The organism is Serratia sp. 14-2641 (assembly GCF_001692375.1).
GTDB classification, from domain to species: Bacteria; Pseudomonadota; Gammaproteobacteria; order Enterobacterales; family Enterobacteriaceae; genus Chania; species Chania fonticola_C.
Genome location: NZ_LXKR01000013.1, coordinates 126154 through 141310, shown reverse-complemented (window position 1 = coordinate 141310; position 15157 = coordinate 126154). Strand labels below are relative to the sequence as shown.

Genomic DNA, 15157 nt, shown 5'->3' with positions numbered 1-15157 from the left:
AAACCGGAGCCGCAGATCGGTAAAAAACTTCCCGCTGCGTATGATGTACACTCTTGGCAGAAAACCGCAAGACTGGCGAATTGGCAGTGTACCTCAGGTTTATAAAAAAAACGCCAACGGATATGGTGGCCGCTTTATGCGAGAATGCCCACTGCTCCTGTGATTTGATGATGGATGACGATGAAAACATTGCTGATCACCCGTGAGGGTTACAACAAGCTCAAAAAAGAACTGGATTTTCTGTGGCGTGAAGACCGCCCGGAAGTGACCAAGAAAGTCACCTGGGCCGCCAGCCTGGGCGATCGAAGTGAAAACGCCGATTACCAATACAATAAAAAGCGGCTGCGTGAGATCGATCGCCGAGTGCGCTATCTCACCAAGTGCCTCGAGCAGCTGAAAATTGTCGATTATTCGCCACAGCAGGCGGGCAAAGTGTTCTTTGGGGCCTGGGTAGAGATCGAAAATGACGATGGCGATACCAAACGCTTTCGCATCGTGGGTTACGACGAAATCTTTGGCCGTAAAGACTACATCTCCATCGACTCACCAATGGCCCGCGCCTTGCTGAAAAAAGAGGTGGGGGATACGGCCACGGTTGAGACCCCGGCGGGGATTGCCTACTGGACCGTCAACGAGATCGAATATATCAAAGACGTAGAATAGTTGAGACCGTAGGGGCGCTGCATGCTGCGCCCGTCAAAACCTCGGCCCTCTGGACTGGCATTTTCCCCCTGCAAAACGTATAACTATCCCCCTATCGATTATCGCTGCTAACAGATACCTGACTTATGACTGATCCACTGAGCCGCATTATTGCAACCGAACTGCAGGCCCGCCCGGAGCAAGTTGACTCCGCCATCCGTCTGCTGGATGAAGGTAATACCGTGCCGTTTATCGCACGCTATCGTAAGGAAGTCACCGGGGGCCTGGATGATACCCAACTGCGTCAGTTGGAGACTCGTCTGGGCTATCTGCGTGAACTGGAAGATCGCCGCCAAACCATCCTCAAGTCCATTGAAGATCAGGGTAAGCTGACCGAACAGCTGGCGGGGGCAATCAACGCCACGCAAAGCAAAACCGAACTCGAAGACCTTTACCTGCCCTACAAACCGAAACGCCGCACCCGTGGGCAGATCGCTATTGAAGCCGGCCTGGAGCCGCTGGCAGACTCCCTGTGGCAAGATCCGCAACAGCAGCCAGAACAGCTGGCAGAAGGGTTTGTCGATGCCGAGAAGGGCGTGGCAGACGTCAAAGCGGCGCTGGACGGCGCACGCTACATCCTGATGGAACGCTTTGCCGAAGACGCGACCCTGCTGGCCAAGGTGCGTGACTACCTGTGGAAAAACGCCCATCTGGTGTCCAAGGTTGTCGAGGGCAAAGAAGAAGAAGGCGCGAAATTCCGTGACTACTTCGATCACCATGAACCTATTGCGCAAGTGCCTTCGCACCGTGCACTGGCAATGTTCCGTGGCCGCAATGAAGGCGTGCTGCAACTGGCGCTGAACGCCGATCCGCAGTTTGAAGAAACCCCGCGTGAAAGCCAGGGCGAGCTGATTATCACCAACCATCTCAACCTACGCCTGAACAATGCGCCGGCAGATGCCTGGCGTAAATCCGTGGTTAACTGGACGTGGCGCATCAAGGTGTTGCTGCATCTGGAAACCGAGCTGATGAGTACCCTGCGTGAGCGCGCGGAAGACGAAGCGATCAACGTTTTCGCTCGCAACATGCACGATCTGCTGATGGCAGCCCCGGCCGGTATGCGCGCCACCATGGGTCTGGATCCAGGCCTGCGCACCGGCGTTAAAGTGGCAGTGGTTGATGCTACCGGCAAGCTGGTTGCCACCGATACCGTCTATCCGCATACCGGGCAGGCAGCCAAAGCGGCTGCGGTCGTTGCCGCGTTGTGCATCAAACACAAGGTTGAGCTGGTTGCCATCGGTAACGGTACCGCATCCCGCGAGACCGAGCGTTTCTTTGCCGAGCTGCAACAACAGTTCCCAGAAGTTAAAGCCCAGAAAGTGATCGTCAGCGAGGCAGGAGCTTCAGTATATTCCGCTTCCGAGCTGGCCGCATTGGAGTTCCCGAACCTGGACGTTTCGCTGCGCGGTGCAGTTTCCATCGCCCGCCGTCTGCAAGATCCGTTGGCCGAACTGGTGAAGATCGATCCGAAATCTATCGGCGTGGGCCAATACCAACATGACGTCAGCCAAAGCCAGTTAGCCAAGAAGCTGGACTCGGTGGTGGAAGACTGTGTGAACGCCGTTGGCGTAGATCTGAACACCGCCTCCGTGCCGCTGCTGACCCGCGTAGCAGGCCTGACACGCATGATGGCGCAGAACATCGTCACCTGGCGTGATGAGAATGGCCGCTTCAGCAACCGTGAACAACTGCTGAAAGTGAGCCGTTTGGGGCCAAAAGCCTTCGAGCAATGTGCGGGCTTCCTGCGCATCAACCACGGCGATAACCCGCTGGATGCCTCAACCGTTCACCCGGAAACCTACCCGGTGGTGGAGCGCATTCTGGCAGCGACCCGCCAGGCTCTGCAAGATTTGATGGGCAACCCGAGCGCGGTACGCAGCCTGAAAGCCAGCGACTTTACCGATGAGAAATTCGGCGTACCGACGGTCACCGACATCCTGAAAGAGCTGGAAAAGCCGGGCCGTGACCCGCGCCCGGAATTCAAAACCGCCACCTTCGCCGAAGGGGTGGAAACCCTCAACGACTTGCAAGTGGGCATGATCCTGGAAGGCTCGGTCACCAACGTCACCAACTTTGGTGCCTTTGTTGATATCGGCGTTCATCAGGATGGCCTGGTGCACATCTCGTCATTGGCGGACAAGTTCGTTGAAGATCCGCATACCGTGGTGAAAGCCGGCGATATCGTCAAGGTGAAGGTGATGGAGGTGGATCTGCAGCGTAAGCGTATCGCACTGAGCATGCGCCTTGATGAGCAGCCAGGTGAAGGTTCACCACGCCGTGGCGGGGGCAATAATAACGCTCCAGCTCGCGATAAAAACTCACGCCCTGCAGCTAATAAGCCTAAACCACGCAACAGCACCCTGGCAGGTAACAGTGCCATGGGTGACGCGCTGGCCGCTGCATTTGGCAAGAAATAATGAGCTGAGGGGATAAACCCTTATCCCCCCTTCGGCTGTCTCTTGATTGGTTCTGCGATCAAGAGACAGCGCGGATTTATTAAAGTCGATGAGATCCATGTATTCAACTATGGACTTCTGGAGTTCGTAGGTAAATTAGTCATCAATCCACTAGCTCGGGGACGGCATCCCGCCTAACGTGGCTTCACCAAAATTGCTACCTTCATTGACACCAGCCCTAGATTACCCAGTAATATACGGATACTAACAACAGGGAATGTGAAATGAGTCATCAAAATCAAGACGTAAGCAAGTTTTTAAGCTATGTATTACGTCACCAACCAGAATCTATCGGTTTAACGCTGGACAGTGAAGGATGGGCGAATCTCGACTCGCTTATCGCCTGTGCAGCTAAAAAGGGTAGGATACTTGACCTGCCACTAATCAGATCGGTTGTAGAGAACAGTGACAAGAAGCGCTTTTCTATTTCTGATGATGGTGGTTATATCCGCGCTGTACAAGGGCACTCCTCAAAGCAGGTTGATATCAGCTATGAAGAACAGACCCCGCCACAGTACCTTTACCATGGCACGGCAACACGTTTTATCGTTTCAATTAATCAAGACGGATTGCTCGCTGGCTCCCGTCAATATGTGCATCTATCCGCTGATATCACTACAGCGACCGCCGTTGGCCAACGGCATGGCAAGCCTGTTGTGTTAACCATCGATGCTTTGGCAATGTACCAAAATGGCTTTAAATTTTATCAGGCTGATAATGGGGTCTGGTTGACGACAGCTGTACCAGTGACGTTTATTGGTGAGTGATGGCAGAAATGAAGGCATTTTTGCCATTTATCCTTCTAGCGCCTCCCGACAATTTTGACCTGCCGCAATAAAATGACGATTTTTTTGTCGTCCTGTTTCGCGTCATCGCCTTCATCCCCCACTCCGGTAAAAATACTCCGTTGTTAACACCCTTATTAACACCGCAGTTTCAGACCGTCGATTGTGCCGTAAACACAAATACTTACCCCTCTCATTTACAGCAGGCGATGTTGCCAGATTTGCGCCATAAAGCTTTCAGCCATGCCAATAGAACTACACCTGTTTCATTACCGCAAGAAAATGCACAAATTTGCAACTTAATTAACCTTTTGCACTCATTTGCAGTGCGTTTGGCTTAGTGCTAAAACTAGGGCTGGCAAGGCGTCCATTGCAGATATGACAGCATTTACAATTGCCCATACATTCCGTATTGAATACGATAATTGTTATCACTATGATTCTGTGTATTCAGTGCTCTGTTTTTGGCTCGGCGCTCCTGGCCCCATACACCTTTTCACAGGTAGTCTGGGCAGCAAATGTTCTGAAGGTGGCATTCCCGTGGGAATTCCCAACTCATTGAGAAGGCGATATGCAGCTGCTTCCTAAACATACCTATAAAATCACCGGCTTCTCCAACGAGATCAGCCCGGCTTACCGCCAGAAATTACTGTCGCTTGGCATGCTGCCCGGCTCGCAGTTTGACGTGGTACGCGTGGCACCGTTTGGCGATCCTATAGAAATAAAGACTCGCCGCGTTAGCCTGGTGCTGCGGAAAAAAGACTTAGACCTGATCCTGCTAGATAGCCAAGCGTAACGCGCTGTCCCCGCCTCAGGCAGTTGCCGGGTGCAAACGCGGCCGATACTTAATTTACTCATATCACGTTGGTTTATGAAAAAAATCACTATTGGCTTAATCGGTAACCCGAACTCGGGCAAGACGACGCTGTTCAACCAGCTCACTGGAGCACGCCAGCGGGTCGGTAATTGGGCCGGGGTGACGGTTGAGCGTAAAGAGGGCCAGTTTGCGACGCCGCAGTCACGGGTCACGCTGGTGGATTTACCAGGCACCTACTCGCTCACCACCATCTCCGAACAAACCTCGCTGGATGAGCAGATCGCCTGTCACTACATCCTGAGCGGCGATGCGGATATGCTGATCAACGTGGTCGATGCCTCCAACCTCGAACGCAACCTCTACCTGACGCTGCAATTGCTGGAGCTGGGTATTCCGTGCATCGTGGCCTTGAACATGCAAGATATTGCCAAGAGCCAGAATATTGAGATCGATGTCGCCGCCCTGGCCGAGCGCCTTGGCTGCCCGGTGGTATCCATGGTTTCTACCAAGGCCGACGGCATTGGCCTGCTGAAACAGACCATCGATAATCATCGCTTCAACCAGTTAAAAGCGCTGGTGGCCTATCCGCCGCTGCTGCTAGACGAAATCGCTACGCTGACCGAGGCCATGCCTCAACAGCTGCCCACCGAACAACGGCGCTGGCTGGCCCTGCAAATGCTGGAGGGCGATATTTATAGCCATCAGTTGGCCGGGAAAGCCACCGAGCTACTGGCACCCTCCAGATTAGCGCTGCAACAGCAGCAGCAGGAAGATCCCGCGCTGGTGATTGCCGATGCCCGCTACCAGTCGATCGCCACTATCTGCGATGCGGTCAGTAACTCTAAGCTGGCGTTGCCAAACCGCCTGACGGAGGTGCTGGATCGGGTGATCCTCAACCGCTGGCTGGGGGTGCCCATCTTCCTGCTGGTGATGTACATCATGTTCGTATTGGCGATCAACATCGGCGGCGCACTGCAACCGATCTTTGATCTCGGTTCGGCGGCCATCTTTATTCAGGGCATCCAGTGGGTCGGTTATACCCTGCATTTCCCGCAGTGGCTGACCGTCTTCCTGGCGCAGGGCGTGGGCGGCGGTATCAATACCGTGCTGCCGCTGGTTCCCCAGATCGGCATGATGTATCTGTTTCTGTCATTCCTGGAAGACTCCGGCTATATGGCACGAGCGGCTTTTGTGATGGACCGCCTGATGCAGGCGCTCGGGCTGCCGGGTAAATCCTTTGTACCGCTGATCGTCGGCTTTGGCTGTAACGTGCCGTCCATTATGGGCGCACGCACCTTGGATGCCCCACGCGAACGCCTGATCACCATCATGATGGCCCCCTTTATGTCCTGCGGCGCGCGTTTGGCAATCTTTGCCGTATTTGCCGCGGCTTTCTTCGGCCAGGATGGCGCGGGCGTGGTGTTCTCACTGTATATGCTAGGCATCGTGGTGGCGATCCTCACCGGCCTGGTGCTGAAATACACCATTATGCGCGGCGAAGCATCGCCGTTCGTGATGGAGCTGCCGGTTTATCACGTGCCACATCTGAAAAGCCTGCTGCTGCAAACCTGGCAACGCCTGAAAGGCTTCGTGCTTCGCGCCGGGAAAGTGATCGTCATTGCCAGCATCTTTATTGGCGGCTTGAACAGCTTCTCGTTCAGCGGCCAGCCAGTAGACAGCATCAATGATTCAGCGCTGGCCTCAGTCTCCAAGGTGCTGACTCCGCTGTTGCAACCCATGGGCGTACACAGTGATAACTGGCAGGCGACCGTCGGGCTGGTGACAGGGGCGATGGCCAAAGAAGTGGTGGTCGGGACGCTCAACACCCTGTACACCGCAGAGAACATCACCAATGAGCACTTTGATGCCGCCAACTTCAATTTGCTTGATGAACTCGGTGCCGCCGTCAATGAAACCTGGCAGGGCCTGAAGAACACCTTCAGCCTGAGCGTACTCTCCAACCCTATCGAAGCCAGCAAGGGCGATGGTGAGATGGGCGTGGGCTCAATGGGTGTTATGAGTAGCAAATTTGGTACTTCAATCTCTGCCTACAGCTATCTGATCTTCGTGTTGCTGTACGTTCCCTGCGTCTCGGTGATGGGAGCCATTGCGCGTGAGTCCAGCCGTGGTTGGATGACCTTCTCCATCCTTTGGGGGCTGAACGTGGCCTATTCGCTGGCAACGCTGTTCTATCAGATCGCGACCTTCAGCCAACATCCGCAATACAGCGCGACGGCGATCCTGATCGTGCTGCTGTTCAATGCGCTGGTGCTATTGGGCTTGCGCAAGGCACGTAGCCGCGTAACGATCCGTTTGCGTAGCGCCACCTCGGCGTCCTGTTGTCAAAGTTCGGGTGACTGCCACTAATGGCCAGCCTGCTGCAAATCCGTGATGCGCTTGCCCTACAGGGCGGCGCTCAGGCGCAACAGCTGAGCCAGCAGTTGGCAACGCCCTTGCCATTGGTTGAGGCAATGCTGCAACGTTTGACCGCGATGGGAAAAGTTGAACGTATTGAGCTCGATAGCAGCGAATGCCTGAGCGGCAGCTGCAAGAGTTGCCCAGAAGGGCTGGCTTGTAAAACGGTGATTTATCGTTTGAAGAAGTGAATGTGAATACAGGGGCGCAATAGTTTGCCTGCACCCCCTCACTTGAAGATTATTGCTTGTCTTTATACACGTCCGCTACGGCGCTGAACTTGCCGTGCTCACGGGCTGCCAGCACGACATAGTATTGGCCCCCTTTCTCATCGGCCAGTTTGGACAATTCATCTTTCAAGTCCATCGGATCGGTGGCCTGTGCAGTTGAAGACACGGTGCCAACTTTCTCATACTTGCCTGGGTTCTTGTCCAGTTCGTCTTTAGTTAGCAAGGTTGCTGCCATCGAACCGAAAGACACTGAACCTACAATCAACGCCGCAACGATCATCTTCAATGATTTCATGACAATACCTCTCAATGGATAAATTGGATTTTTATGAAAGCGACTAACAACAAATGCGTCATCGAGCTTGGCTACTGCGACGTCTAACAGCTTCGTTGCTTTCCCTGACGAAGCTCCCTCTGCCCAGAAACAAATCGCCAAGGTGAAGATTGATAAGCCCATATTCACCTTGTAGCCACGCATTTACCCCTTCAAGTATCGAACAGGTTTAGTTTTTATCCACTTATTGGTTAAAAATTTACCGCTGTTTTGTGCGTTTATAATCTGTAATCAATGAGATATCGCCGCCAGACCGCGCCATTACTCGGTTGCAACAAATTGATTAATAATGTTAGCGAATGCTTCGGGGTGAGAGATAAACGGCGCATGGGCCGCTTTGGCGATCACCTCCGAGGTGGAGTTTGGCCACAACTCATCCAGCAGGCTAGCCACTTTGCGCGGCACCAGTCCGTCGAGATAACCATAAATACGCAATACCGGCATCGTCAGTGCCGCCAATGATTGGCGTTGATCCACCGTACGCAGCATCTCCAGGCCCCCGTTAAGCACCTCAACGCCCGGCATCGGCTGGTTGAGCACCACGGTTTTCAACTGGCGCGCATCTTGGCGAGCGCTTTCCGTGCCCAACGTTTGCAACGCCAGGAAGCGCTCCACGGTGCGCTGGAAATCATGGCTGAGCTGCTGCTGGAAGCCACTGAGCACCTCCGGGCGGATCCCCGGCCACGGATCGTGCGCCGTAAAGCAGGGCGAAGAAGCCACGGTGATCAGCCCGGTTACCCGCTCAGGCTGCATAAGGGCGATCTGCCCGGCTACCAGCCCACCAAGGGACCACCCCAGCCAATAAGCCTGCTTGGGTGCTGCGGCCAGCAGTATCTCCGCCATCTCCATTAACGAGACGGCCCCATAGCCCTGGCTGCGGCCATAGCCGGGTAAGTCCACCAGGTGTAGGCGAAAATGCGGAGCCAATCGCTCCAGCGTGCAACCCCAGACCTCGGCATTCAATCCCCATCCGTGCAGCAGCACAAGATCGCGATCGCCTTCACCTAAGGTTTGCCAATACAGCTCTGTCATCAGTTATTGTCCTTACTCGTCGCCTTCCAAACGGTAGCGTTTTGCACAACTCGAAATTCATAGAATATTAAAAAGGGGAGGTGACCATGCTACCAATCCACAGCCGCTGTTGGCTATGCCGGCAACCATTACGGCTGATGCAACAGGGCATCTGCAGCTACTGCCTGCGGACGTTGCCCGCCAAACCTTGTTGCTGCCCAGTTTGCGGCCTGCCCAGTGGCGATCCCCATCAGCCTTGCGGACGATGTCTGCAAAAGGCGCCCCCTTGGCAAGCCTTGGTCTTTGTTTCGGATTATCGTCCACCCATCAGCACCCTGGTGAAAAATTTCAAATTCCAGCAGACACCCGCACTGGCTCCCACTCTGGCTCGTTTGATCCTGCTGCATTGGCTGCAAGCGCACCGAGAGCAACATCTGAACAGACCGGAGGTGATTTTAGCGGTACCCTTGCAGGATAAACGCTGCTGGCGGCGTGGCTATAACCAAAGCGAGCTGTTGGCCCTGCCACTGGCCCGCTGGTTGGGCTGCGAATATCGCCCTGGGGCATTACGCCGCATCAGGGCAACCGCGCCACAACAGCAATTGATAGCTCGCCTGCGGCGGCGTAATCTGCGTGGTGCTTTCCGTTGTGATGAGAGCCTGGCAGGAAAACATGTGGCGCTGCTGGATGATGTGGTTACCACTGGCAGCACCATGGCAGAAATCGCTACACTATTACAGAAGCAGGGCGTCGCATCGTTGCAGATTTGGTGCGTTTGCCGCACGTTGTAGTACCACGGCAATGGGCGTATTATAACCTACTATAGAAGTCAACTATTGAGCTAATGCTATGATCCGTATAACAGATGCTGCACAGGAACACTTTGCCAAGCTGTTGGCAAGCCAAGAAGAAGGCACCCAAATCCGCGTATTCGTGATCAATCCGGGTACGCCGACGGCCGAATGCGGTGTCTCTTATTGCCCGCCAGACGCGGTGGAAGCGACAGATACCGAACTCAAGTTCGAAAAGCTGTCCGCTTACGTCGATGAGCTGAGCGCGCCTTATCTGGACGACGCCGAAATCGACTTCGTCACCGATCAGCTCGGCTCACAGCTGACGCTGAAAGCGCCGAACGCCAAAATGCGTAAAGTGGACGACGATGCACCACTGATGGAGCGCGTAGAATACGTACTGCAATCGCAGATCAACCCGCAGCTGGCTGGCCACGGTGGCCGTGTGACGCTGATGGAAATCACCGACGACGCACTGGCCATCCTGCAGTTCGGCGGCGGTTGCAACGGTTGTTCAATGGTAGACGTCACTCTGAAGGAAGGGATCGAGAAAGAGCTGCTGCAAAAGTTCCCGGAACTGAAAGGCGTGCGCGATCTCACTGAGCACCAGCGCGGCGAACACTCCTACTACTGATAAATATCAGGGCGCAATTCCGTTCTGCGCCCTGCTTATCTCCATCGGGGTCGGTTAATCCGCCCCGATGCATTTAGCCTACCGAAACCTTTCTGCGTCGCTTATCCAAATCCTTCAATAAACGGTTGACCTCAGCATCGTCAAACATCGCTTCCAAGGTATGGCTCAGCTTACGCCGCCAGTTCGGGTACTGATCGCTGGTGCCTGGAATATTCACCGGTTCCGTCATATCCAACCAGTCTTCCGGTTGCAGACCCAGTAACGCGCTGGCACTGTCTGCCACATAGCGTTGCAGACCCCGGTTCAGCAACGGGCTCATACTCAATAGCGAGGCTTTCTTGCCGACCTTTTGCGGTACGCAGCCGTAGCGATGCAACCCGTCCAGTAGGCCCTGCTTGGCCCGTTCACGATCGGCAAACAGCTCTTTGAGCACTTCCGCATCTGGGTATAACCCCAGTTGCTTGCCGAGCGTCAGGTCGCCGCTTTGCCAATAACCACGCAGCGTTGGCAGATCGTGGGTGGTAATGGTCGCCATTGCCTGCACCGGATAAGACTGCGGCGCACGGAACTGCTTCTCCGCATCGTGCTCGAAATACAGTACCTTGTAGGAATAGACGCCGCTATCACGCAGTTTGCCGACAATCTCCACCGGCACGGTCCCTAAATCTTCCCCAATCACCATGCAACGATGGCGCTGACTCTCCAAGGCCAACAGCGCCAGCAGATCGTCAACCGGGTATTTCACATAGGCGCCGTGATCGGCCGTTTCACCATAAGGGATCCACCATAAACGCAGCATCGCCATCACGTGATCGATACGCAAGGCGCCACAGCTGGTCATGTTGGCCCGCAGCAAATCGATAAACGGCTGATACCCCCGCGCCACCATCACATGCGGATCCATCGGCGGCAGGCCCCAGTTTTGCCCCAGCGGCCCAAGAATATCCGGCGGTGCCCCCACCGAGGCTTGCATACAATACAGCTCCCGTTCACACCAGGTTTCCGCCCCGCCCTCTGCCACCCCGACCGCCAGATCGCGGTACAGGCCAATCGGCATCTGGCACTGCTGGCTTTGGCCGAAGCACTCGGCAAACTGGCTGGCCGCCAACCATTGCAGCCACAGGTAGAAGGTAACCTCATCCTCATGCTGCTTACAGAAGGTTTCCACTGCCGGGCTATTGCCCTGCTGATACTCTTTCGGCCAGGCTGGCCATCCCCACATCGTGCTGTCTTTAGCACTGAGATGGGCATGTAACGCGTCGAACGTTGCCTGCTGATACAGGCTGCTGCCCCCTTCGCCGACGAAGCGTTCAAATTCCTGCTTCAGCGCATCCTGCGGCTTGCGGGCCTGGAAATGCGGGAAAGCCAGCTTCAACGCCGCCAGCTTCAACTGCGTTACCGTGCTGTAGTCCACCAGCTCACTACTACGCGCTTTGGCCAACAGCTTCTGCGTCGCAGCCTTCTGCCACCATTTTTGCGCGGCCTGGCTGAGCTGGAAATCCTCCACTACGTTGACGTCGATATACACCACGTTCAACCAGCGGCGCGAAGACGGGCTATAAGGGCTGGCGCTTTCCGGGTTGGCCGGATACAGCGCGTGGATCGGGTTGAGCCCGATAAAGGCGCCGCCGCGTTCCCCCACCTCACCGACCATCGCCCGCAGATCGCCAAAGTCGCCAATTCCCCAGTTACGCTCGGAACGCAGCGTGTAGAGTTGTACGCAGGCTCCCCACAGCTTCTTGCCGGTCAACAATGCATCCGGCTCGTAGCAACGCTTGGGGGCGACAATCAGCCGGCAGGCCCATTGCTGCTCCCCCTGTGACAAAGTGAGCTGGTGATAACCCAGCGGTAACTTGCCCGGCAGGGTTAGGGTTTTATGCGCACTGGCACGGCCTTCTTGCTGGCTACCGTCCTCACGCAACAATACCCAATGAAACTCGCCATCTCCTCCCAGCGGCAGCGCCACCGGGTTGCCTTGATAAAAGACTTTAACCAGCGGCAAGGGAGCCGTTGACGGCTGCAACGACGCCGGATTCATCGCCGCCAATAGCTTGCGTTTGGTTTCCGGCGAAATTGCCTGCCGTTGGCCATGGGCATTGATGTAATCGGCAGCAATCCCAGCCTGAGCTGCTACCTGATCGATACCTTTACTCATTCGCACTCCTTAACGCTTGGCTTGCCAAATGCGTTGCTGATAGTCACGGATCGAACGATCCGAACTGAACATGCCTACGCGCGCGGTGTTAAGGATAGTGCGGCGCGTCCATTCGTCGCGGTCACGATACAGTTTGTCTACCTGCCGTTGAGCTTCGCAGTAGGAAGCAAAGTCCGCCAGCACCAGATACGGATCCCCCCCTTCCAACAGGCTGTGCAGCATCATATCGAAAGCGTGCTTGTCACCGTGACTGAATGCGCCGCTGGCCAGTTCGTCCAGGATCGCCTTCAGGTGCTTGTCTTTCTTGCGATAGCTCAGCGGGTCATAACCCTTGGCCAACAGCGCTTTGACCTGCTCCACGGTGTTGCCGAAGATAAAGATGTTGTCCTCGCCGACCTGCTCGGCGATCTCGACGTTAGCTCCGTCCAGCGTGCCAACGGTCAGTGCACCGTTCAGCGCCAGCTTCATATTCCCGGTGCCCGACGCTTCTTTACCGGCGGTGGAGATCTGCTCGGAAATGTCCGCAGCCGGGATCATCAGTTCAGCGACGGAAACGCGGTAATCAGGGATGAAGGCCACTTTCAGGCGATCCTTGACGATCGGATCGTTATTGATCTTCTCTGCAGCCTGGTTGATCGCATAGATGATGTTCTTCGCCAGGTAGTAGCCCGGCGCGGCTTTGGCACCAAACAGGAATACGCGTGGCACGATGTCCAGATCAGGGTTATCCCGCAATTGGCGATACAGCGAAAGAATGTGCAGCAGGTTCAGGTGCTGGCGCTTGTACTCGTGCAGGCGTTTGATTTGCACGTCGAAGATCGCGTCTGGATTGAGCGTCAATCCCATTACGCTGTGCACGTAGTTGGCCAGGATCACCTTGTTATCACGCTTGATCTGCTGATATTTCTCGCGGAATGCGGCATCTTCGGCATATTTTTCCAGCCCCTTCAGCGCATCAAGATCGTTGGCCCACTCTACTTTCAGGGTGGTATCGATCAGGCCTGACAATGCCGGGTTACACTGCTTGAGCCAGCGACGCGGCGTAATGCCGTTGGTGACGTTGTGGAATTTGTTCGGCCACAGCTGGTGATATTCCGGGAACAGATCTTTGACTACCAGATCCGAGTGCAGCTGAGCCACACCGTTCACCGCAAAACCGCTGACCACGCACAGGTTGGCCATGCGCACCTGCTTGTTGTGGTGCACTGCCAGCTTGGCCCACACCGCCTCATCGCCCGGCCAGTGTTGGTCTACCAACCGCTTAAAGTTGGTGTTGATCTGCTTGATGATAGAGAAGTGGCGCGGCAGCAGGCTGCGCACCAGTTTCTCATCCCAGCACTCCAAGGCTTCCGGCATCAGGGTGTGGTTGGTATAGGCAAAGGTCTTGCTGGTGATCGCCCAGGCTGCATCCCAATCCAGTTGATGCTCATCGAGCAGAATACGCAGCAGCTCTGGAATGGCGATGGTTGGGTGGGTGTCGTTGAGTTGGATCACTTCGTACTTCGGCAACTCTTCAATCTTGCGCCCGGCCAGATGGTGTTTACGCAGAATATCGGCCACCGAGCAGGCACACTGGAAATACTGCTGCATCAGGCGCAGGCGTTTGCCAGCCTGATGGTTGTCATTCGGATAGAGCACCTTGGTCAGCTTGGCAGCTTCTACGCCCTGCTTTTCCGCCTGCAGGAATTTGCCGTCGTTGAAATCCCCCAGATCGAATGGATGACTATGCGTTGCCTGCCACAGGCGCAGCGGCTGGGTGACCCCGTTACGGAAGCCCAACACCGGCAGATCCCAAGCTTCCCCACGCAGGGTAAACTCCGGGTGCCACTGCTCGCGGCCATCGGCCAGTTTCTCTATCTTGCCACCAATCCCGACATCCACCGCCAACGCAGCATTATGGCGGAACCACGGGTAGCTCTCGCGCTGCCAGTTATCCGGTGCCTCTTGCTGATGGCCCTCTTTGAACGACTGACGGAACAGCCCATATTGATAGTTCAGCCCATAGCCGGTAGCCGGTTGCTCCACCGTAGCCATCGAGTCCAGGAAGCAAGCGGCTAAACGCCCCAGGCCCCCGTTCCCCAACGCCGGATCGGTTTCCTGCTCCAACAGATCGGCCAGCTTGACATCCTGCTCTGCCAATGCGGCCTCAACGGTGTCATACCAGCCGAGGTTGATCAGGTTGTTGGCCGTCAGGCGGCCAATCAGGAATTCCATCGAGATGTAGTTTACATGGCGCAACGACTTGCTGCTTTTACGCGGTGCAGGCTGCGCAGCCAGCTGTTCGGCGAGAGCGGCACTCACGGCCTCCCACCATTGATGCTGAGTCATCTGCTGTGCGGAGCTGAGGCCAAAACGCTGCCACTGACGAGTCAGTGCAGCCAGAAAAACGTCCTTTTTGAGCATAGGCTGTGACATAGGTAAAACTCTCTATCCGGTGTACCCGTCGTCTTTCAAGCGGCAACTTGAGTTCCATTGGGTAGTAAATGGGCCAATTTTTTCACTATCGTGCCGGGGAGAACCCGCAATGGCATCATCCCGCCTGGGGGTTAGCTGGGGAGGAGGATTGGGGCGTAGCTGAAACTGTGATCTCAGGCACTTTTTAAGCCCCCTTGCGTGCGGTAAGAAAGCCCATCGATATCACCGGTGAGCATAAAATCGGCGGCAAACCTCAGGACGTTAGCACAGTTATGATAGCTGATGAAGTTTTGTACTTGTCCACTAACAGCCGAAAAACAGGGTAATTTCTGAGGGTAATCAGGCGCGATGTAAAGCGCAGTTAGAGCGGAACCGGGGGCAAACATAAAAAAGTGTGATCAATAGCAATTTA

General features: G+C 55.2%; 12 protein-coding genes. 8 read left to right on the top strand and 4 right to left on the bottom strand.

All coding sequences use genetic code 11. The features are described 5' to 3' along the window. Window positions 1-180: 180 nt before the first annotated feature. From greB to A6U95_RS07285, 6 genes are all read left to right on the top strand, one after another. Window positions 181-663, top strand: coding sequence for a transcription elongation factor GreB (greB, locus tag A6U95_RS07310; protein ID WP_024527581.1), 483 nt, complete (start codon window positions 181-183; stop codon window positions 661-663). A gap of 125 nt (window positions 664-788) precedes the next feature. Further along, on the top strand, window positions 789-3119 hold the full coding sequence (locus A6U95_RS07305; protein WP_065684013.1) for a Tex family protein: 2331 nt from the start codon (window positions 789-791) through the stop codon (window positions 3117-3119). 263 nt (window positions 3120-3382) lie between these two features. Continuing rightward, window positions 3383-3925, top strand: a complete 543-nt coding sequence (locus A6U95_RS07300; protein ID WP_065684012.1) for an RNA 2'-phosphotransferase — start codon at window positions 3383-3385, stop codon at window positions 3923-3925. Window positions 3926-4514: 589 nt separating this feature from the next. Continuing rightward, a complete protein-coding gene (gene feoA, locus A6U95_RS07295) occupies window positions 4515-4739 on the top strand; it encodes a ferrous iron transporter A (RefSeq protein WP_024527584.1) in 225 nt (74 codons plus the stop codon). Window positions 4740-4814: 75 nt separating this feature from the next. Further along, window positions 4815-7127: a Fe(2+) transporter permease subunit FeoB gene (gene feoB / locus A6U95_RS07290; protein ID WP_065684011.1), complete on the top strand. Its 2313-nt coding sequence runs from the start codon at window positions 4815-4817 to the stop codon at window positions 7125-7127. Further along, window positions 7127-7366 (top strand): FeoC-like transcriptional regulator, encoded by a 240-nt coding sequence (locus A6U95_RS07285; protein ID WP_065684010.1) that lies wholly within the window; start codon window positions 7127-7129, stop codon window positions 7364-7366. Before feoB ends, A6U95_RS07285 begins: the two co-directional genes overlap by 1 nt. Window positions 7367-7415: 49 nt before the next feature. On the opposite strand, the gene A6U95_RS07280 is transcribed toward A6U95_RS07285, so the two are convergent. Further along, entirely contained in the window at window positions 7416-7700 is a 285-nt protein-coding gene (locus A6U95_RS07280; protein ID WP_065684045.1) for a YdgH/BhsA/McbA-like domain containing protein, read from the bottom strand. Window positions 7701-8000: 300 nt separating this feature from the next. Then, window positions 8001-8771, bottom strand: a complete 771-nt coding sequence (gene bioH, locus A6U95_RS07275) for a pimeloyl-ACP methyl ester esterase BioH (RefSeq protein WP_065684009.1) — start codon at window positions 8769-8771, stop codon at window positions 8001-8003. A gap of 86 nt (window positions 8772-8857) precedes the next feature. Between bioH and gntX the strand changes: the two genes are divergently transcribed. Together gntX and nfuA are read left to right on the top strand one after the other, a co-directional pair. After that, a complete protein-coding gene (gntX, locus tag A6U95_RS07270) occupies window positions 8858-9541 on the top strand; it encodes a DNA utilization protein GntX (protein WP_065684008.1) in 684 nt (227 codons plus the stop codon). A gap of 58 nt (window positions 9542-9599) precedes the next feature. After that, window positions 9600-10175: a Fe-S biogenesis protein NfuA gene (gene nfuA, locus A6U95_RS07265; RefSeq protein WP_065684007.1), complete on the top strand. Its 576-nt coding sequence runs from the start codon at window positions 9600-9602 to the stop codon at window positions 10173-10175. Window positions 10176-10248: 73 nt separating this feature from the next. On the opposite strand, the gene malQ is transcribed toward nfuA, so the two are convergent. Continuing rightward, window positions 10249-12330 carry a 4-alpha-glucanotransferase gene (malQ, locus tag A6U95_RS07260; RefSeq protein ID WP_065684006.1) on the bottom strand — a complete coding sequence of 694 codons (2082 nt, stop codon included), beginning with the start codon at window positions 12328-12330 and terminating at the stop codon, window positions 10249-10251. Between the two features lie 9 nt (window positions 12331-12339). Next, a complete protein-coding gene (gene malP, locus A6U95_RS07255; RefSeq protein ID WP_065684005.1) occupies window positions 12340-14745 on the bottom strand; it encodes a maltodextrin phosphorylase in 2406 nt (801 codons plus the stop codon). Between the last annotated feature and the right edge of the window lie 412 nt (window positions 14746-15157).

Coding starts and splice junctions, on each gene's coding strand:
- greB (WP_024527581.1), top strand. CDS start 181: ATGAAAACATTGCTGATCACCCGTGAGGGTTACAACAAGCTCAAAAAA.
- A6U95_RS07305 (WP_065684013.1), top strand. CDS start 789: ATGACTGATCCACTGAGCCGCATTATTGCAACCGAACTGCAGGCCCGC.
- A6U95_RS07300 (WP_065684012.1), top strand. CDS start 3,383: ATGAGTCATCAAAATCAAGACGTAAGCAAGTTTTTAAGCTATGTATTA.
- feoA (WP_024527584.1), top strand. CDS start 4,515: ATGCAGCTGCTTCCTAAACATACCTATAAAATCACCGGCTTCTCCAAC.
- feoB (WP_065684011.1), top strand. CDS start 4,815: ATGAAAAAAATCACTATTGGCTTAATCGGTAACCCGAACTCGGGCAAG.
- A6U95_RS07285 (WP_065684010.1), top strand. CDS start 7,127: ATGGCCAGCCTGCTGCAAATCCGTGATGCGCTTGCCCTACAGGGCGGC.
- A6U95_RS07280 (WP_065684045.1), bottom strand. CDS start 7,700: ATGAAATCATTGAAGATGATCGTTGCGGCGTTGATTGTAGGTTCAGTG.
- bioH (WP_065684009.1), bottom strand. CDS start 8,771: ATGACAGAGCTGTATTGGCAAACCTTAGGTGAAGGCGATCGCGATCTT.
- gntX (WP_065684008.1), top strand. CDS start 8,858: ATGCTACCAATCCACAGCCGCTGTTGGCTATGCCGGCAACCATTACGG.
- nfuA (WP_065684007.1), top strand. CDS start 9,600: ATGATCCGTATAACAGATGCTGCACAGGAACACTTTGCCAAGCTGTTG.
- malQ (WP_065684006.1), bottom strand. CDS start 12,330: ATGAGTAAAGGTATCGATCAGGTAGCAGCTCAGGCTGGGATTGCTGCC.
- malP (WP_065684005.1), bottom strand. CDS start 14,745: ATGTCACAGCCTATGCTCAAAAAGGACGTTTTTCTGGCTGCACTGACT.